General features: G+C 66.5%; 12 protein-coding genes. 7 read left to right on the top strand and 5 right to left on the bottom strand.

Annotated elements, in window-relative coordinates:
* Positions 1-183 precede the first annotated feature (183 nt).
* Together PSQ40_RS13285 and PSQ40_RS13280 are read right to left on the bottom strand one after the other, a co-directional pair.
* Entirely contained in the window at positions 184-1,824 is a 1,641-nt protein-coding gene (locus PSQ40_RS13285; protein WP_273952013.1) for a methyl-accepting chemotaxis protein, read from the bottom strand.
* Positions 1,825-1,952: 128 nt separating this feature from the next.
* Positions 1,953-4,217, bottom strand: a complete 2,265-nt coding sequence (locus PSQ40_RS13280; RefSeq protein ID WP_409338590.1) for a heavy metal translocating P-type ATPase — start codon at positions 4,215-4,217, stop codon at positions 1,953-1,955.
* Between the two features lie 175 nt (positions 4,218-4,392).
* Between PSQ40_RS13280 and PSQ40_RS13275 the strand changes: the two genes are divergently transcribed.
* The 3 genes from PSQ40_RS13275 to PSQ40_RS13265 all read left to right on the top strand — a co-directional run bounded on the left by PSQ40_RS13275 (position 4,393) and on the right by PSQ40_RS13265 (position 5,343).
* On the top strand, positions 4,393-4,590 hold the full coding sequence (locus tag PSQ40_RS13275; RefSeq protein ID WP_273952012.1) for a heavy-metal-associated domain-containing protein: 198 nt from the start codon (positions 4,393-4,395) through the stop codon (positions 4,588-4,590).
* Positions 4,587-5,081 (top strand): Cu(I)-responsive transcriptional regulator, encoded by a 495-nt coding sequence (cueR, locus tag PSQ40_RS13270; RefSeq protein ID WP_273952011.1) that lies wholly within the window; start codon positions 4,587-4,589, stop codon positions 5,079-5,081. Before PSQ40_RS13275 ends, cueR begins: the two co-directional genes overlap by 4 nt.
* Positions 5,082-5,151: 70 nt before the next feature.
* A complete protein-coding gene (locus PSQ40_RS13265; protein WP_273952010.1) occupies positions 5,152-5,343 on the top strand; it encodes a YgaP family membrane protein in 192 nt (63 codons plus the stop codon).
* Between the two features lie 37 nt (positions 5,344-5,380).
* Here PSQ40_RS13265 and PSQ40_RS13260 read toward each other — a convergent pair whose 3' ends face one another.
* Positions 5,381-6,628 (bottom strand): nucleoside recognition domain-containing protein, encoded by a 1,248-nt coding sequence (locus PSQ40_RS13260; RefSeq protein WP_273952009.1) that lies wholly within the window; start codon positions 6,626-6,628, stop codon positions 5,381-5,383.
* Positions 6,629-6,744: 116 nt separating this feature from the next.
* On the opposite strand from PSQ40_RS13260, the gene PSQ40_RS13255 reads away from it, so the two are divergent.
* Entirely contained in the window at positions 6,745-7,641 is an 897-nt protein-coding gene (locus PSQ40_RS13255) for a pirin family protein (RefSeq protein ID WP_273952008.1), read from the top strand.
* 67 nt (positions 7,642-7,708) lie between these two features.
* Here PSQ40_RS13255 and PSQ40_RS13250 read toward each other — a convergent pair whose 3' ends face one another.
* Complete coding sequence (locus PSQ40_RS13250) at positions 7,709-8,692, bottom strand: recombination-associated protein RdgC (protein WP_273952007.1); 984 nt, start codon at positions 8,690-8,692, stop codon at positions 7,709-7,711.
* A 247-nt stretch (positions 8,693-8,939) separates the two neighbouring features.
* On the opposite strand from PSQ40_RS13250, the gene PSQ40_RS13245 reads away from it, so the two are divergent.
* The 3 genes from PSQ40_RS13245 to PSQ40_RS13235 all read left to right on the top strand — a co-directional run bounded on the left by PSQ40_RS13245 (position 8,940) and on the right by PSQ40_RS13235 (position 13,914).
* Complete coding sequence (locus PSQ40_RS13245; RefSeq protein WP_273952006.1) at positions 8,940-9,470, top strand: Spy/CpxP family protein refolding chaperone; 531 nt, start codon at positions 8,940-8,942, stop codon at positions 9,468-9,470.
* Between the two features lie 1,263 nt (positions 9,471-10,733).
* Complete coding sequence (locus PSQ40_RS13240; protein WP_273952005.1) at positions 10,734-11,060, top strand: hypothetical protein; 327 nt, start codon at positions 10,734-10,736, stop codon at positions 11,058-11,060.
* 253 nt (positions 11,061-11,313) lie between these two features.
* Complete coding sequence (locus tag PSQ40_RS13235; protein WP_273952004.1) at positions 11,314-13,914, top strand: sensor domain-containing phosphodiesterase; 2,601 nt, start codon at positions 11,314-11,316, stop codon at positions 13,912-13,914.
* Positions 13,915-14,087: 173 nt separating this feature from the next.
* Here PSQ40_RS13235 and PSQ40_RS13230 read toward each other — a convergent pair whose 3' ends face one another.
* Entirely contained in the window at positions 14,088-18,884 is a 4,797-nt protein-coding gene (locus PSQ40_RS13230; protein WP_273952003.1) for an EAL domain-containing protein, read from the bottom strand.
* Positions 18,885-19,086: the final 202 nt, after the last annotated feature.

The raw sequence follows: 19,086 nt of genomic DNA, 5'->3' as shown, positions 1-19,086 counted from the left end.
GAGCGCTCGAAGCCAGCCTCCCCCAGGTCCCGTCAGGTCCGCCCTGGCGCCCTGAGGCCCGGTCCCAGGGCCCCGGCGGCCCCCCGAGAACGCCACAGACCAGCCATGAAAAAACCGCCCCATGAGGGCGGTTTTTTTCGCTCTGACGGGCCCCTGCAGGCGAGCCTCGGCGCCGGGCTGAACTCACATGCCCAACAAACCCGACGGCTCACGCTGGGCCAAGTAGGCCGCGCGCGGGGCCGCGGCACGCGCCGCACGGTCTTCGTCGAGGCGGAACTGACGCACCACGCTGGCCAGGCGGTCGGCCTGCTCGCGCAGCGACTCGGCCGCGGCCGCCGACTGCTCCACCAGGGCCGCGTTCTGCTGGGTCATCTGGTCGATCTGGTTGACGGACTGGTTGACGTTGCCAATGCCGCTCGACTGCTCGGACGCGGCTGCCGTGATCTCGCCAATGATGTCGGACACGCGCTGCACGCCACCGACGATTTCGTCCATGGCCGAGCCCGCGTCTTCGACCAGTTTCACGCCGCCGTCCACGGCGGTGACGCTGTTCTTGATCAGGCCCTTGATCTCGCTGGCGGCCTGGGCCGAGCGCTGTGCCAGGCCGCGCACTTCGCTGGCCACCACGGCAAAACCACGGCCTTGTTCACCGGCCCGCGCGGCTTCGACGGCCGCGTTCAAAGCCAGGATGTTGGTCTGGAAGGCGATGCTGTCGATCAGGCCGATGATGTCGTTGATCTTGCGGCTGGAGGCCGAGATCTCGTGCATGCTCGACACCGCTTGGCGCACCACCGAGCCGCCGCGCACCGCAGCGCTCGAGGCCGAGGCCGCCAGCTGGTTGGCCAGCTGGGCCGACGAGGCCGTCTGTTGCACATTGCCGGTCAGGTCGTTGATGGACGACACGGTGGTCTGCACGTTCGAGGCGGTTTGCTCGGTGCGGCCCGACAGGTCGGTGTTGCCGGTGGCAATCTCGTGGCTGGCAGTGGCGATGTTCTCGCTCGCATCGCGCACCTGCGCCACCATGGCGCCCAGGCCTGCTTGCATGTCCGCCAATGCCTTCAACAGGTCCGCCACTTCGTCCTTGCCGTCGTGGTCGATGCGGCGCGACAGGTCACCACCGGCAATCGCCTGGGCCGCCTGGCGAGCCACCTCGAGCGGGCGGCAGATCGAGTGCATGTTCAGCAAGGTCAGCGGCACCACCACCAGCACCGTGATGATGACCGCCGCCACAAACAGCAACTGGGTCTGCTTGGACACGCGGGCCTGGTCAGCAACCGCGCCATTGACCTGGTCGGTCAGGCTTTTCTCGAGCTGCATCAGGGCCTTCTCGGCTTCTTCAAACTGGGCCACGGCGCGACCACTCATGCGGTTGGCGGTGGTGGCGGATTCGTAGCCACTGGACTCGAGCTGGTTCGCCACCGACGAAAACTGATCGCGGTAGGTGCCCAGCTTCTGGCCAATGGTGTCGAGCAAGGTGGCATCGCTGACCGCCTCGGCCGCGGCGATGCGCTTGAGCACTTGCTCGGTGCGCCCAATCGACTCCAGCCACTTGCCGCGCAATTGCTTCACGGCCTCGGGCTTTTCATACTGGATGATCATGTCCTTCTCGAAGCGGCGCACCTGGGCCAGCTCCGCGCGCAGCTCGGTCAGGCTGCCCATGGCCGCATACGAGTGGGTCATGAAGTCTTCGCTCATGCCCTGGATGCGGAACATGCCCAGCATCCCTGCCCCACCCAACATGCCCAGAAGACTGAGCACCACCGCAATCGCACCAATCATTCGAAAACGGATGGTGAACAAGCGCATCGTCGCAAAAAGATTCATGAGGGATCTCCAGAAGCCATCCGAGGGACACCAACCGCCCCATTGGCAAAAATCAACGGTCAGGCGACCGGGACAAAAGGGCAGTTTGCCAGACTTTTATAGGACGAAAGCCCGAATAGCAAGGTGCTTTACCCTCGTCGTCGCCACCGTTTGAGAAGCAAGGCATTGCCCATCACGCTGACGGAACTGAGCGCCATCGCCGCCCCCGCCACCACCGGACTGAGGAAACCCAGGGCCGCCAAAGGCAGGCCCGCGACGTTGTAGGCAAAGGCCCAGAACAGGTTCTGCCGGATCTTGGCCACGGTGCGGTGGGAGATGTCCAGCGCGTCGGCCACCAGCGCCACATCGCCGCGCATCAGGGTGATGCCCGCCGCGTGCATGGCGACATCGGTGCCCGTGCCCATGGCCATGCCCACGTCGGCGGCGGCCAAGGCGGGCGCATCGTTGACGCCGTCGCCCACCATCAACACACAGGCACCCTCGGCCTTCAGGCGCTGGATGCACGCGGCCTTGTCAGCGGGCAGCACCTCGGCCATGACCTCGGTGGCGGCCAGGCCCAGGCGCAGGCCCATGGCTTCGGCCGCGGCGCGGTTGTCACCCGACAGCATCCGCAGGCGCAAGCCCCGGGCCCGCAGTCGGCTCAGGGCGGCGGCGGCTTCGGCCTTGGGTTCGTCGGCGAAACCCAGCAAAGCGTGAACCAGCCAGTCGGCATCGGGCGTTTCAGCGGCGGGGCTCATCAGCACCGAGACCGTGGCCCCCTGCGCTTGCAGGCGCGCCAGTGCGGGTGCCCAGGCCGCGCGGTCGACCCCCAGTTCTTCGGCCCAACGCCAACTGCCCAGTCGCCACCTGCGCCCCTGCACCGTGGCCTGCACACCACGCCCGGCCACGGCCAGCCAGTCGGTGGCGGGGGGCACGTTCAGGCCCTCGTGTTCGGCCCGCGCCAACACCGCGCGCGCCAGGGGGTGTTCGCTGCCACGCTGCAGGCTGGCAGCCACGGCCAGAGCGGCCGCGGGGTCGCCGCCCGCGGCGGGGTCGAAGCTCACCAGCCGGGGCTGGCCCACGGTCAGGGTGCCGGTCTTGTCAAACACCACGGTGTCCACCTGGCGGGCCAGCTCCAGTGCTTGCGCGTCCTTGATCAAAATGCCCTGGCGTGCGGCCACGCCGGTGCCTGCCATGATGGCCGCCGGCGTGGCCAGGCCCAGGGCACAGGGGCAGGCGATCACCAGCACGGCCACCGCATGGATCAAGGCGGGCTCCCAGCCATGCCCGGTCAGCACCCAGCCCAGCCAGGTCAGCCAGGCCAACACCAGCACCACGGGCACAAACACCGCCGACACCTGGTCGGCCAGGCGCTGGATCGGTGGCTTGGCCGCCTGCGCGTCCTGCACCAAGGCGATGATGTGGGCCAGCACGGTTTCGGCCCCCACCGCGGTGACCTGCATCAGCACCCGGCCCTCGCCATTGATGGCGCCACCGGTCACAGAAGCGCCCAGCCCCTTGGGCACCGGCAGCGGTTCGCCGGTCAGCATGGACTCGTCGACCTGGGTTTGCCCCTCGCACACCACACCGTCAACCGGAAAGCGCTCACCGGGTCGCACCACCAGACGGTCACCAGGCAGCACCTCGGCCAGGGGCACATCCAGCTCCCCCTCGGGCCCCAGCAGGTGGGCTACCTCGGGGCGCAGGCCATGCAGGGCCCGGATGGCCGAGGTGGTCTGGCGCTTGGCCCGCGCCTCCAGCCATTTGCCCAGCAACACCAGGGTGACCACCACGGCCGAGGCCTCAAAGTACAGGTGCGGCATCTGCCCGGCCGGGGTGCTCCACCACAACCACAGGGACAGGCCGTACCCGGCGCTGGTGCCGAGTGCCACCAGCAGATCCATGTTGCCAGTACCGGCCTTCAGCGCATGCCAACCCGCCTGGTAAAAGCGCGCACCCAGGACAAACTGCACCGGTGTGGCCAGCAGCCACTGCCACAGCGCAGGCAGCATCCAGTGCTGCCCCACCAGGTCGGCCAGCATCGGCACGACCAAGGGCAGGGACAAGGCCAGCCCCAGCGCCACCGGGGCCACCCCCGCCCAGGGCGACACGTCATCGGCCAACACCTCGGCGCCCGGCGCCCGCGGGGTGTAACCCGCGTCGCGCACCGCCCGACGCAGGCTGGCTTCGGTCTGCGGCCCAGCCTGGAACACCACGCGGGCCGACTCGGTGGCCAGGTTGACGCTGGCCTGTTCCACCCCGGGCACCTTGCGCAACACGCGCTCGATGCGGGTGACGCAAGCGGAGCAGGTCATGCCCTCGATGCCCAGGTCCAGGGTGACGGAGGGCGGTGGCACGGTGCCGTTGGGGGTCGCAGTGGCGGAGCTGGGGGGGGTGGAAGCAACAGGGGTCATGGCCAGAGCCTAAACCTTGCCACCCTGGGAGGGTCAAGCAAAATCAGCGCGCAATCGCTTGGGCCTTTGTGGCGCATCAAGGGCCCTTAAAAGCCTTGACCTTGCCATCATGGCAAGGTTCATGATGGCAAGCCTGGGCCCCTGGGGCCCCTTTCTCAACTTCAGGAGTCAGTCCATGCAACAACAATTTCAGGTCCAGGGCATGAGCTGTGGCCACTGCGAACGGGCCATCAGCCGCGCCATTCAGCAACTCGATCCCCAGGCCCAGGTGCAGATCGACCGCGCCCAAGGCCAGGTCACGGTGCAAAGCGAACAGCCACGCTCGGCGCTGGCCGCGGTGATCACCGAAGAAGGCTACACGGTCGCGCCGTGAACCACCGCCCCACCACGACGCCCAGTGCCGAGGCCGACACCAGCGCGCGCTTTCAGATCGGCGAGGCCGCGCGCCAGGCCAGGCTGTCGGCCAAGATGGTGCGCCACTACGAGTCCCTGGGTCTGCTCGGTCAACTGCGCCGCAGCGAAGGCGGCTACCGCCTGTACAGCGAAGCCGATGTGCACCGCCTGCGCTTCATCCAGCGCGGGCGGGCGCTGGGGTTTTCGATGGCCGAGATTGGTGAGCTGCTCAGCCTCTGGGGCCAAGACCAACGCGCCAGCGCCAGCGTCAAACGCATCGCCCAACAGCATGTGGACGACTTGAGCCGGCGCATCGCCGCCATGCAGGCCATGCAACGGGCCTTGCAAGACCTGTTGCAGCACTGCGCCGGGGACGACCGCCCCGACTGCCCCATCCTCGACGACCTGGCCGGCGTCAGCCCTTGCTGCGCCCCCGCCAACCAGGCGCCAGCAGCGGCCGTGCCCCCTTGATCTGGATCACGGCCGGCATACCCCTTGGGGTATCTAATGAAGCCTTGAATCCCCCTGGAGGTACTTTCTCATGATCCAAAACGTTGGCGGCATGGACCGCGTGCTGCGCATCCTGATTGGTTTGGTGTTGCTGGGCCTGGCGGCCACCGGCACCGTGGGCTGGTGGGGCTGGTTGGGCCTGGTGCCCCTGGCCACCGGCCTGCTGGGCTGGTGCCCGCCCTACCAACTGCTGGGCTTCAACACCTGCTCGCTCAAAAAATAAGCAGCGGCCCCAGCGCGGCGGCGGCGTGGCCACCCGCTCAGCGCCACAAGGCGTAGGCCAGGCCAATCGCGGCCACCAGGCCCACCACGTCCGCCACCAGCGCACAGCTCAGCGCGTGCCGGGTCTGGCGCACCCCGACGCTGCCAAAGTACACCGCGAGCACGTAGAACGTGGTCTCGGTGGAGCCCTGGATGATGGCCGCCAATCGGCCCACAAACGAGTCGACGCCGTGCACCTGCAACACGTCGATCATCAGCCCCCGGGCGCCCGCGCCCGACAGGATCTTCATCAGCCCCACAGGCAGCGCGGGCAGGAACGCGGTGTCCCAACCCAGGGCCGCCACGCCCCAGGCCAGCCCGCCCATCAGCGCGTCCATGCAACCCGCGCTGCGAAACGCCGCCACCGCGACCAACATCGCCACCAGGTAGGGCACGATCTGCACCGCCACACCAAAGCCCTCGCGCGCGCCTTCGATGAAAGCGTCGTACACCGACACCCGGCGCCAGCAACCAACCAGCAAGAACAGCATCACCACGCCCACGATCACCAAGGCCCCGACGCTGCCCATCCACTGCGAGGCCTGGGCCGGTGACAGCTGGGCCAGGCCCCAGACCGCAGCCACCAAGCTGCCCGCCAAGCCCAGCACCGGCAACAGGAAACGCGGTCGCCAAACCGGCAGCCGCTGCGCCACCGCCACCGCCATCAGGCCCGCCAGCAAGGAGGCCAGGGTGACCAGCAGGGTCGGCAAGAAAATATCGGCGGCATTGAAATCGGTCAGCCCCTGGCGCAACGCCAAGCTTTGCCGGATGGCAATCACCGAACTGGGAATCAGCGTCAATCCCGCGGTGTTGAGCACCACGAACATGATCTGTGCGTCGCTGGCGCGGTCGGGCTCGGGGTTGAGGGTCTGCAATTCGCGCATCGCCTGCAGGCCCAAAGGGGTGGCGGCATTGTCCAGCCCCAGCAGGTTGGCCGACAGGTTCAACGTCACCGCGGCCTGGGCCGGGTGCCCTGGCGGCACGCTCGGGAACAGCTGGCGCAGCAGCGGGCTGGCCAACCGCGCCAGGCTGTTGATCAGGCCGGCACGCTCGCCCACCCGCAGCAGGCCCAGCCACAGCGTCATCACCCCGGCCAGGCCCAGCGACAGCTCAAAGCCGGAACGGGCCGCGTCGAACAAGGCGTTCAACAGCGCCGGAAACACCGTGGCCTCGCCCCCCAGCCAACGCCACAAGGCCGCGAGGAACGCGGACACGAACAAACCCACCCAGACGATATTCATGGCCATGGTGGCACTTTACCCGCCGTGTCTGGCCCCCAAAGGACTTTCCTTCGCGCCTGCACGGCGCTGGGCCGGCTGTGAAATCATCTTGTTTTCAGCCCCACCTGCCCCAAGTGATTCGCATGACCCCCTCCCCCCCCCCACCCGCACTGCAAAGACCGCGCACCATTGAACGCCTGGTCAAAGGCCAGGCCACCCAAGACGGTGCTGGCGTCCAACTCAGCCGCGTGCTGACCCAGGACCTGCAACGCCGCTTGGACCCCTACCTGATGCTGGACCACTTTGCCAGCGACCAGCCCGACGACTACATCGCCGGGTTCCCGAACCACCCCCACCGGGGCTTTGAGACCGTCACCTACATGATCGCGGGGCGCATGCGCCACCGCGACAGCGCCGGCCACGAAGGCCTGCTGCAAAACGGCGGCGTGCAGTGGATGACCGCCGGCCGCGGCCTGATCCACAGCGAACTGCCCGAGCAGGAAGAGGGCCTGATGGAGGGCTTTCAGCTCTGGCTCAACCTGCCAGGCCGCAACAAGCTGTGCGACCCGGGCTACCGCGACATCCAAAGCGAAGAGATTCCTGAGTTCGACACCGCCGAAGGGGTGCGCGTGCGCGTCATTGCCGGCCACAGCCACGGGGTCGCGGGGGCCATGCAACGCGACACCACCGAGCCGCTGTACCTGGACCTGAGCCTGCCGCCGGGCAGCCGTTTCGAGCAGCCCTTGCCCAGCACGCACAACGCGTTCGTCTACCCCTTCCGCGAATCGGTGGCGATCGAGGGCCAGGCCGTGCCGCCCCTGCAAATGGCCATCCTGCGCAACACCGTGCTGGCCACCAGCGAAGGCCACGACGGGGTGGCCCTCAGTGCCCCGGCCAGCAACACGGCGCCGGCGCGGGTGTTGTTGATCGCGGGTCAACCCCTGCGCGAAGGCATCGCCCAGTACGGTCCGTTTGTGATGAACACCCAAGAAGAAGTGTTCCAAGCCATCCGCGACTTCCAGGCCGGCCTGATGGCCTGACCCGAGGCGGGCGGCACCCACCCAGGCGGTGCCCACCCGGGGCCCCCCCGGCCGAGCCGGGGCCCCATCAGAACGGCGGGCCTTCGTCGTCGTCCACGCCCACCGCAGCGGCCACGGTGGCCGCCGCACTGGGCGGGGCGTCGGGCGCTGGCGCTAGGCTGGGTCGCACCGCTTCGCCGCCCAGGGCCTGGATCAGGTCGGGCAGCAGCTGGCAGAGTTCGCCCGTGGCAATCGCCACGTCGGCGTCAAACCCGCCATCGTCGGCCGACTTGCCCTCAAACACCACGTCCTGGAACGACACCTTCTTGATCTGCATGCCCTCGGTGAGCATGAAGCTCACCCGGTCATCCCAGGTCAGCGCCAGCTTGGTCGGCAACTTGCCTTGCGCGATGTGCTGTTTGACCTCGTCGTTGTCCAGCGGATGGCGGGCGTAACGCACCACCGCCTTGGACTCGTCGGTGGCCTTGAGCTCGCACTCCTGTTCGATGTTGAAACCTGCGGGCGGCTCCTGCGTGGTCAGCCAGTCGGCCATGGCGGCCACCGGGCTGATCTGGGTGTCGACCAAGGCCACTGCGAAGCCCTCGAGTTCTTTGACCAGGGCCGTGACCACCTCGTCGGCACGCCCCTGGCTGGACGCGTCCACCAGCATCAGCCGGGCGTTCATGTCGATCCAGACCAGCACCGAGCCCTGCTTGGAAAACGCCATCGGCAAGAGCGTCTGCTTGACCTCTTCCTTGATCTCCTTGACTTCCTTCTTGCCCGGCTTGCGGCCCGTGGTCTGCTCGATCTGGGCCGCACGCTCCTTGGCCTTGCGGTTGAGCACCGAACCCGGCACCGCCTTCACTTCGATCATGAACTTCAGGATCCATTGGCCCCCCACCGACTCCACCAGCGGGCCATGGGCCTCGCCGCGCGGTTCGATCCAGCCGGTGGCCTTTTCCTGGCTGGCGCCGCATTCCACATAGCGCGCCTTGTCCAGCGCCGCCTCCAGCTGCTCCAGAGAAGCCGTCCAACCCTCACCGAGGCGGTAAACAATCAAATTCTTGAACACAGGACACCCTTGAATCAGACAAACATCAGGTCGGGGCACACCGGCGTGAACCCCGCAGCCGCCATTGTGAGGCCAGCCGCAGGGCTCGGCGGCGCTCCGCCCCTGTGAGCATCCGGTGACAGGGTCATCGCAAGCCCCAGGAAACTTTACAAAGCCTCACCCCAAGCTCATGGCGTCGACACAGCAGCTGTCCAAACTCAATGGCCAGAGGGTGTCTTCATGCGGCACCCTGTTTGAAAGGACTCCCATGAAAACCTCGACTTCCCGCTGCCTGACCGCCGCCCTCCTGGCCAGCCTGAGCTGGGTGGCCTGTGCCCAGAGTGCCCCAGCGTCCCCGCCCGAGAACGGCGGCAAGCCGCCACGCCATGAAAAACGCCTGGCGCCCCCCAGCCCGGCCGAACGACAAGCCCACTTTGCCAAGCGCAGCGCTGAGTTGAAGGCGAAGCTCAAGCTGGCGGCAGAGCAGGAACCCGCCTGGAACACCTTCATCAGCGCGGTTCAGCCGCCCAGCACACCGCCCCGCCACCCTGATCCGGCCGAATGGGCCCAACTGACCACCCCCGAGCGCCTCAACCAGATGGACGCGCGGCACCAGGAACGCAGCCAACAACAAGCCCAGCGCCACCAGGCCATCAAGACCTTCTACGCCACCCTGCAACCCGAGCAGCAAAAGGTGTTCGATGCCGAGGCCCTGCCCCTGATGGGCCCGCCGCACCCACCGATGCCGCCCGGCCACGGCACCCAACGGTCCGAACACCGCCCGCCACGCCAGCCCTGAGCGCGACCTGCCAGCCCCCTCATTCGGCGGGGTTGTGCCTGGTTTCAAGCCGCTCTAAAAGACCCCGTCGCCCTTCGGCGCCGGGGTCTTTTTTATTTCGCCATGCGAAAAATTGGCCTGAAACAGCCCGGGATAACCTTGGGGACAGCATCGGAACAAGCGGGGACTTGTCCACAGCGCGGCCGTGCAAGCCCAAGTTGTCCCCGCCCAAGCGAAAAGCTCCGGGAAACTGCCCCACAGACTTGAAAGTGACGCAAGTCACTGATTTGATTCAGGAAAACAAGCTTATCCACAGACCCCTGGCGTCCTTACTATTACTACTATCTCTTTATATTGAATACAAAGAAGAAGTCAGAAAGAAGCCCAACCCGGCCTTCGGCCTGGAAGACTGAGCCGTCAGCAGGGCCTGAAACCCTTCATGGGCCGACTGAACCGAGGCCTCAAAATCGCTGTTTCAAGCTGATGGGCCACGGGCACCCGGAACATGGGTTTTGAAGCCCCAAGTTTGGTCGGCGCTGTCGCCGGCAGGCAGCGGTGGCGGACGGGGCACGGGGTCTTCAGGTGCTGCAGTGAGGCTTCAAAACCGGCGTTTGGCATGACCGTTGGCCGCCCGTGCGCAAAATCGGTTTTGAAGGCCCTCGTGAAGTCGCCACCGCCACCCGGTCGCGGGCCTGCGAAACCTCAGGCGCCGTCCACGGCGCCAAACACCGGCTTTCCAAGCCGGTTTTCAAGTCTTCAAGTCGCCAGGAGCGTCGAACAACCGGTTTGAAGCGCCGACCTGTGGCGCCAACCCCCCTTTGGACCTGTGGGCCACGGGCGCGATGCCGGTTGATCCGCGTGATGCGGCGCTTCAAAGTCGATTTTTTCGGGCTTGACCCCAAGGCGGGTGGCGAACATCGGTTTTGGGGCACCGAGTTCGATCGCCGATGCCGGGGCTGACCTGCCCTTTCTGAGCGCCCTGGACGGCCTCGCGGTCTGCCGAGGGCCTTCAAAATCGATTTTCGGGGCCTCCCCTGCCCTGAGACCCGCTTGGAGCGCCCTGAGGCCGCCACAGGCGCTGACCCGTCCGCCCTTCCAAGCCCCAGCCGCCGGTCTGGTGCGCCGCAAAACCCCCACGGACCGGGCCCAACACCCCGACCCAACCGTTGTGGGCCCTGCCAAAAGCCCGTTGTGCGGGTTCCAGACGGCGTCACACCGGGCCAAAACGGTGCTCCCCCCGTTGTTTGACCCCTTTGGACCAATACCCCTCAATCGTCTGGGGCCATGACTGTTGTTTTCAGCACCAAAAAGTCGGCGGCCGTGCCAAGCCCGCGAAATGGAACAAGTTTGGGGATAAATCACGCACAAGTCCGGGCTTGTCCACAGCCGCGTCGCCAGACGCCAAGTTGTTGGTCAGAACACCGCCCTGTTCAAGGCGCTCTGCACACAGACTTGGCGTTGTGGCAAGTCTTTGAATTGAAAAGAGAAATTGGGCTTATCCACAGCCCGATGGACCCCTTACTACTACTACTATTTCAATTTATTGAATACAAAGAAGAAGTCAGAAACAAGGTTCAGAGCTCAAAATTGATTGAAGTGACACTGAAATGAGAATTTCAGGGCTGATGACCAGGTCGACGTGTAAAAAGTGCCTGCTTTGGCCCATCACACCTGCTTTTGTTGCCAGAATCACGGCCTGTCGACGGCACTTGTTCCGTCAAAACCTGTGGTCCGTTTTGGGTTTCCGTTCCGTGCTGTCTCGTCCCGTTCTGGCTTTGGCCTGCTCCCCTGTCGCTGCTGTGTGCCGTGTTCGTTTTGCGAACAGGGGCGCTCGCTGTGGCCGACCCTTCCGTGACGACCAGCCATGAACCCGCCAGACGCCGATGGCGCTCAACCCGAAGACCGTCGGCTGAACAGCCTGCACGGCTACCAGGTGCTGGACACGGCCCCTGAGCAGGCATTCGACGAACTCGCTGCTTTGGCTGGCAGCCTGCTGAGTGCGCCGATTGCCTTGGTCGGTTTGCTGGCCAAGGACCGCCAGTGGTTCAAGGCACGCCGTGGGACCGACTTGAGCGAAGTCCCGTTAGAAGACAGCTTTTGTCGACATTTGCTGACCGATTCGACGAGGTTCAGCGTTCGCGACGCTTTGCTGGACCAGCGTTTTGCGCACTTGCCCCAAGTGCAGGGTGGGGCTCAGGTCAGGGCCTACGCCGGGGTGCCCCTGGTCAACGGCGACGGGCACCTGCTGGGCAGCCTGTGTGTGATGGACCGCCAGCCACGCGACTGGACCGAACTGGAACTTGATTTGCTGCAGCAACTGGCGCAACAGGTCATGACCCTGCTCGAACTGCGCCGCCGACAGCAACAACTGCGGCAGATGGCCTCGCTGGTGCCTGCCGCCATCTACCAGTTTCGCGTCGGGCCCCAAGGGCAGACCTCGTTCCCGTTTGCCAGCCAGGCCTTTGCCGACATCTTTGGTTTGGACCCCTCGGTGTTGCAGCAGGATTCGTCGGCCTTCATGGCCGCGATTCACCCGGAGGACCGCGAGTTGATGCGCCATTCGGTGGCGGCCTCCCGGCAATCGATGCAGCCCTGGTCGCTGGAGTTCCGCTGCCTGTTGCCCGATGGCCGCTGTGAATGGTTTTTGGGCCAGTCGCGGCCCTTGCAGGAACCCGGTGGCGCTGTGCTGTGGCACGGCTTTTTCATCAATGTGTCGGACCGTCGCCGCGCCGAACAGGACCTGCGCGAAGCCGAGATGCGCTGGAAGTTCGCGCTCGAAGGCTCGGCGGTGGGCGTCTGGGACTGGGACATCGAACGCCAGCAGTGCTACTTTTCACCGCAGTACCGCGCCCTGTACGGGTTTTCGGACACCGATGTGCTGCGCGACCCCGAAGGGCCCGAGCGTGTTCACCCCGATGACCAGAGCGCTGTGGCCCTCGCCTTGCAGCAGCATGTGCAAGGCCTGAGCCCGCAGTACCGCAGTGAGCACCGGTCACTGTGCCAGGACGGCGCCTGGAAATGGACTTTGAGCCGGGGTCTGGTGGTGGCCCGCAATGCGGCGGGGCAGCCCACCCGCATGATCGGCACCCACACCGACATCACCGAGCGCAAACGCGCCGATGAAGACAACTACCGCCGGGCCTACTTCGACCCGCTGACCGGTTTGCCGAACCGCGCCCAGTTGCTGCTCAAGCTGTCCGAGTGGCTGCAAACCCGGCCCGCGCCCTTGTCGGGCGCCTTGTTCCATGTCGACCTCGACGGTTTCAAGCGCCTCAACCATGCGCGCGGCCACAGCACGGGCGACACCTTGCTCAGCAGCGTGGCCCAGCGTTTGGCCGAGTGCCTGCCTCCGGGGGCCTTTCTGGCCCGCCTGGCCGCCGATGAGTTTGTCGTGTTGCTGCCGTCGCTGGCCGCACCGGGTCATGCCAGCACCCAGGTCGTGGCCAGCCTGGTGCCGCTGCAGCAGGCACTGGCCATGGCCGACCAGTTGCGTGTGTCGCTGCTGCAACCCCTGCCCTTGGGGGAGCACAGCTTCAGCATCACCGCCAGCCTGGGCGTGACGGTGTTTCCGTCACCCGGCGCCGAGCCGGACGCCGAAGGCCTGTTGCGCGAGGCCGATGCGGCGATGAACCACGCCAAATCCACCGGGGCCAACCGGGTGGCGGCGTTTGAGCCCGGCATGCAGACCGAGATCGAGAAGCTTTTCCTGATCGAGGAAGACCTCAAGACCGCGCTGGCGCGCGGTCAGCTGTCGGTGCATGTGCAACCCCAGTTCAACAAGGCGCAGGCGGTCATCGGGGCCGAGTTGCTGATGCGCTGGACGCACCCGGAGCGCGGCCCGGTGTCGCCGGTGGATTTCATTCCCGTGGCTGAAACCTCGGGCCTGATCGTGCCCTTGGGGGAATGGGTGCTGGAACAGGCCGCCATGGCGCTGTTGGCGCTGCAGCGCGCGGGCTGGGACATCCCGCTGTCGGTCAATGTCAGTCCCCGTCAGTTTCGCCAGCTCGACTTTGTCGACCGGGTGCGCGCGCTGTTGCAACGCACTGGCGCGCCCGCTGACCGGCTGATTTTTGAGATCACCGAGGGCCTGCTGGTCGAGCGTTCGGACTCGGTGCTGGTGCAGATGAACGAGCTGATCGAGCTCGGGATCCGGTTTTCCATCGATGACTTTGGGACAGGCTTCTCCAGCCTGGGCTATTTGAAGCGCTTGCCGATCCATGAAATCAAGATCGACCGCAGCTTCATCAACGGCATCCCCGATGACGAGGGCGATGCGGCCATTGTGCGTTCGGTGCTGTTGATGGCCCGGCAGTTCCGGCTCAAAGTGATTGCCGAAGGGGTCGAAGACCAGCAGCAGGTGAACTTCTTGTTTGCCAACGGCTGTGAAGGCTTGCAGGGCTTTTTGTTCTCGCGTCCCCAGCCCCTGGACCGCTGGCTGGCCCAGGCCGCTGCCAACCCGCGTTGAAGGTCGGCGTTGAAGGCCTGCGTTGAAGGTGTGTGGCGGCGGCCACGCCGCGCGGCCTGGCGCTGCCAAGCCCGGCACCGGGGGTCAGGGGGGCGGGCCCCCCTGCGGTGGCTATGGGCGGGCGGTGCCACAGAGCCCCCCACCTGAGGCGGTGGGCTTGGCGCTGCGGCGGCTCAGTGCAGGCTGTGCTGGTGCAAAAACGTCTGCAGTTCGGCGGCCGCCATGGGCTTGCCGAAGGCATAGCCCTGGAAGGCATGGCAGTCGTGGCTGGCCAGGAAGTCCTGCTGGGCTGACGATTCCACCCCCTCGGCGATCACCGCCAGTCCCAGGCTGCGGCCCAGGTTGATGATGGTGCGCACAATCGCGGCGTCGTTCGGGTCGGTCAGCACATCGCGCACAAAGGACTGGTCGATCTTGAGCTGGTCCAGCGGCAGGCGCTTGAGGTAGCTGAGGCTCGAATAACCGGTGCCAAAGTCGTCGAGGGAGAAGCCCACCCCCAGTGCCTTGAGCACGCCCATGCGCTCGATGATGCTTTCCATGTCGTCCACCAGCAGGCTCTCGGTGAGTTCGAGCTTGAGGCGGTCGGGGCGAGCCCCGCTTTGCTTGAGGGCGCTGACCACGTCCTCGACAAAGTCGGGGTGCTTGAACTGCCGCGAGCTGACGTTGACCGCCACGCTCAGGTGGGCGTGGCTGGGGAAACGGGCCCAGCTGGCCAGCAGGTTGCAGGCGGTGTCCAGCACCCAGCGCCCCAGCGGGATGATCAGGCCGGTGTCCTCGGCCAAGGGGATGAACTCGGCCGGTGACACCATGCCGTGCACCGGGTGGCGCCAGCGCACCAGGGCTTCGACGCCGCTGACCTGCTGGCCCTGTTCGGTTTGCGGTTGGTAGTGCAGCAAAAACTCGCCGCGCGCCAGCGCCTGGCGCAGCGCTGCCTCCAGCGCGGCCCGTGCGCTGACCTCGGCTTGCATCACCGGGTCGAAGAAGCGCAGGGTGTTGCGCCCCGCGGTTTTGGCCTGGTACATGGCCAGATCGGCCTGTTTGAGCAAATCGCTGATGCCCTTGTGGCCGTCCATGAACGGTGCCACGCCAATGCTGCAGCTGCTCTCGTGCTGGTGGCCCGCGAGCAAAAAGGGCATGCCCAGCGTGGCCAGCACCTTGTCGCCAATGCGTTTGGCGTGTTCAACCACCTCGGGCGAGCTGTGGCCCAGGTTTTCCAGCATCACCACGAACTCATCGCCGCCCAGGCGCGCCACGGTGTCGGTTTCGCGCACGCAGACCAGCAGCCGCTGTGCGACCTGGCGCAGCAGTTCGTCGCCCTGGTCATGGCCCAGCGTGTCGTTGAGGGTCTTGAAGTTGTCCAGGTCAATGAACAGCAGGGCCCCCCCTCCACCGGTGCGGGTGCTGTTGGCCAGCGCGTGTTGCAGGCGGTCCATCAGCAACTGGCGGTTGGGCAGTTCGGTCAGCGCGTCAAAGAAGGCCAGGCGCTGGATTTCCTGTTCGGCGTGTTTGCGTGCCGTGACATCGGTGTTGATCGACAGGATCGATTCGGCCAGGCCGAAGGCGTCGCGCACCAGGGTCCAGCGGCTTTCCACGGTGAGGGCGCTGCCGTCTTTGCGGTGTTGTTCAATCTCACCGGTCCATTCGCCATCCACCAGCACCGGCGAATGGGCCAGCTGGAAATGCAGGCATTCGCGTTCAATGCGCGCGCCTTGCACCGGGTCCAGTGCCTCCTGGGCGGTGAAGCCATACAGGCGTTCGGCGCCCTGGTTCCAGTACACCAGGCCGCCACTCAGGCGGTGCACCAGGATGGCGTCCTGTGCCTTGTCGAGCAGCGAAGCCTGGTCGCGGATCTGGGTGTCGGCGGCCTGGCGTGCCAGTTCGGCCGCGGCCCGCGAGGCAAAAATGTGCAGCGCCGACACCGTGAAGCCGGTCTGTGTCAGCGATCGGGTGAACAAGGCGCAGACCAGACCCACGGGTTCGCCGGCCGCGTTGTCCAGCCGGCGTCCCACCAGGGCCTGGGCCCCGTCGACTTGCAGCACGCCGGGCAGTTTGGGCAGGCCTGTGCGCACCAGCCAGTTGCCTTCGCGCAGCAGCACCTCGCAGGCGGTGTCTTTCAGGTCCAGTTCGGCCTCGGCCTCGGCGGCGGGGCGGCCATTGACCTGGCCGGCGATCAGGCGCGCCTGGGTTGCCAGACCCGGTTGCAGGCTCAAGACAAAACCGGCCTGGGCGCCCAGCGCGTCGGTCATGTTGCGCACCAGTTGTTCAAAGAAAGCGGTGCCGGTGCTGGCCGACACGGCGGTGGCCAGCTTGAGCACCGCGTGTTGCAGTCGGCCTTGTTCCTCGCGGGCGCGCAGGTTGCTGATGCCGAACGCCAGGTCTTTGGCCAGCGATTGCAGCAGTTGCACCTCGTCCTCGCTGATGTGAAACACCTCGGACGAGTAGAGCGAAAACAAGCCAAAGCGCCGGCTGCCGATGTGCAGTGGCAGGCACACCAGCGCCCGCAAACCATGGGGCCGGGCGTTGGCGATCCACGGCGCGTAGCTGGGGTTGGTGTGCAGGTCCTCGACGATCACCATCCGGCTTTCGCGCAAGGCCTGACCCGCGGGGCCCTGGCCGTACGGTGAATCCGCGCACCACGACACCTTGATTGCATCCAGGAAGGCGGTGCCATGGCCATGGCGGGCCACCGGCCGCACCCAGCAACCCGGGTCGTCCTCTTCGACATAGCCCACCCAGGCCATGCGGTAACCACCGATTTCTACCGTGATGCGCGCCACGTCCTGCAGCAGACCGATTTCGGTGTTGGCCCGCACCAGCGCCTCGTTGCAGGCGCTGAGCAGGCGCTGTGCGCGGCTCACCCGCAGCAGGTCGCGCTCGGTGCGCAGGCGTTCGGTCACGTCGCTGGCGATCACCAGCCGCGCTGGTTGGCCGTTGAAGGTGATGGTGTTGGCCGTGACTTCGACGTCAATCAGCGACCCGTCCTGACGCCGGTGGCGGCGCCGGGCGTTGAGCTGCACCTCCCCGCGGGTGATCGATTCCAGCCGCGCCTGCTGGCCGCCGTCCTGGTCGTCCACCCAGAAATCAGACGCCCGCATCCGGCGCAGCGTCTCGATGTCGTAGCCGTAGTGCGCGAGCATGGCCTTGTTGGCCGCCAGCATGCGCAGGTTCGGCACGTCGTGCACCCACATCGGTTGCGGGTTGAGGTCGAACAGCAGCCGGTACTGCGCCTCCGAGGCCTGCAACTGGGCCCCCAGGCGGTGGCGCTGGATCACACCACCCAGGGTGGCGACCAGAATTTGCAGGTTGGTTTCGTCGTGCAGCGTGAAGCTGTTGGGCCGCGACGACACGACCCGCATCACACCAATCGCCTTGCCCCCGGCCAGCAGCGGCGCCACGATGACCGAGCGCACCCCCAGCACGCGGCTGACCAACAGGTTGACGCGGGCGTCTTGTTCGGTGTCGTGGCAACGCACGGTCACGCTTTGCCGCAGCACCAGCCCGGACAGCGTGTCCTGCAGGCCCAGGCGGTCGCCCAACCGGGCACTCAGGATGCCCGAGGCCGCGAGGCAGACGGTTTCCTGGTCTTCGAGCAGTTCGACCGAACTGCCGTCGGCATGGGCCAGTTCCCGCGCGCGTTCGGCCATCAGGGCCAGCACGCCGTCGAGGTCGAGTTCGGCGGTGGCGATCTCCTGCTGGATGCGCACGATGCTCATGCGCGTTTGCAGGTCGCGTTGCGCCTCGTCGCGTGCGCGGCGTTGTTCGGTCAGGTCTTTCAGACCACCGACCATGCGCCGTGGCAGGCCCCGGGCGTCGCGGATCAAAAAGCCCCGGTCCAGCACCGGCGCGTAGCTGCCATCGGCCCGGCGGAAGCGGTACTCCTCGCTCCACTGTTTGCCGGCCCCCGCGAGCAGGGCTTGCAGGCTGTCGAGCACGCGGGCCTCGTCGTCGGGGTGGATGCGCGTGGTCCAGGAACGGCTGTCGCTTTCGAGGCTGCTGAGGTCAATGCCGAACAGCGCCGCCAGGCTGTCGCTCCACCACATGGCGTCGGTTTCGATGTTCCAGTCCCACACCGCATCGGCGGTGGCCCGGGCGGCGAGCCGAAAACGCTCTTCGCTTTCACGCAGGGCTTCTTCGCTGCGCTTGCGCGCGTCGATGTTTTCCAGCGCACCCTGCACGGCGACCACCTGGCCGCGCTCGTCGCGCACCGCCTCGCCGATCACCCGCACCCACAGCAGGCCCTGGTCCGGGCGTTGCAACTGCAGCTCCAGGTCAAAGCGTTGGCCGCGGCGCACACAGTCCTGGTAGGCGGCGCTGAGGCGGGGTTGGTCTTCCAGGGCGTAGGCAGCAAAGGCCTGGGCCGGGCTGACCTGGGCTTGCGCCGGCAGGCCATGGATCTCGGCCACTTCGCTGGTCCATGCGAACTGTTTGTCTGGCAGGCGCAGGATCCAGCCCCCCACCTGGGCCACCTGGCCCGCGATGCGTTGGGCCTCCGCTTGCAACGTCTGGCGCTGGCGCGCTTGTTCGGACTCGGCTTCGGCGTCTTGCAGCCGGCTTTGCTGGCGCCCGAACTCCAACAACAACAGGGCCTGGGCGGCCAGGGCTTCGAGCGCGTCCCACGCTTCGGGCGTCAAGCGGCCCGCCTGGCGGTCGCCCACCATCAGCACGCCCAGGCACTGGCCAGTGGCGTTGAGCAGGGGCACGCTGGCCAGAAAACGCAGGCCGTCAGGCGCGTTCACCCAGGGGTGTTGGGCCCAGCTCGGGTGGGTCAGCAGCTCGGGTTCGACCCGCTGCTTGAGCAAGTGGCCCAGCAACTCCGGCGCCAGCAGCGGCGAAGCATCGGGCCAGCCCAGCCGGGCCTGGCTGTGCAGGCCGTCCGCTTCGAGCAGGGCCAACTGGGCCAGCGGCACCTGGCACAGGCTGCAGGCCAGGCGCAACAGGCGTTCAACATGGGGGCCGGTGTCGGTGTTCAACAGGCCAAAGGGCGATGCCGGCCCTGCCGCTGTCGGCTCAGCGCGCATGGGTCGTGACCACCAGGTGGTTGTCCAAAAGGGGCGTGGGGCCGGGCGAGACAGGGGGGCGGTTCAGGGGGCCGGGTGAGCGCAGGACCACCGTGGGGTGCAAAACATCCCAAGCAATGAAAAAGAGGCAAGAATGGGGCTGGGACATCGATCA

The sequence above is a fragment of the Curvibacter cyanobacteriorum genome, assembly GCF_028649475.1.
Taxonomy (GTDB): Bacteria; Pseudomonadota; Gammaproteobacteria; order Burkholderiales; family Burkholderiaceae_C; genus Curvibacter; species Curvibacter cyanobacteriorum.
Note: the sequence above shows the minus strand (reverse complement) of the source record. Positions and strands in the feature narration are given on the sequence as shown.

Bases quoted from the DNA above. Each gene is read 5' to 3' on its own strand.
- PSQ40_RS13240 (WP_273952005.1), top strand. From the start codon at position 10,734: ATGACTGTTGTTTTCAGCACCAAAAAGTCGGCGGCCGTGCCAAGCCCG.
- PSQ40_RS13275 (WP_273952012.1), top strand. From the start codon at position 4,393: ATGCAACAACAATTTCAGGTCCAGGGCATGAGCTGTGGCCACTGCGAA.
- PSQ40_RS13245 (WP_273952006.1), top strand. From the start codon at position 8,940: ATGAAAACCTCGACTTCCCGCTGCCTGACCGCCGCCCTCCTGGCCAGC.
- PSQ40_RS13235 (WP_273952004.1), top strand. From the start codon at position 11,314: ATGAACCCGCCAGACGCCGATGGCGCTCAACCCGAAGACCGTCGGCTG.
- PSQ40_RS13280 (WP_409338590.1), bottom strand. From the start codon at position 4,217: ATGACCCCTGTTGCTTCCACCCCCCCCAGCTCCGCCACTGCGACCCCC.
- PSQ40_RS13265 (WP_273952010.1), top strand. From the start codon at position 5,152: ATGATCCAAAACGTTGGCGGCATGGACCGCGTGCTGCGCATCCTGATT.
- PSQ40_RS13255 (WP_273952008.1), top strand. From the start codon at position 6,745: ATGACCCCCTCCCCCCCCCCACCCGCACTGCAAAGACCGCGCACCATT.
- PSQ40_RS13285 (WP_273952013.1), bottom strand. From the start codon at position 1,824: ATGAATCTTTTTGCGACGATGCGCTTGTTCACCATCCGTTTTCGAATG.
- PSQ40_RS13260 (WP_273952009.1), bottom strand. From the start codon at position 6,628: ATGGCCATGAATATCGTCTGGGTGGGTTTGTTCGTGTCCGCGTTCCTC.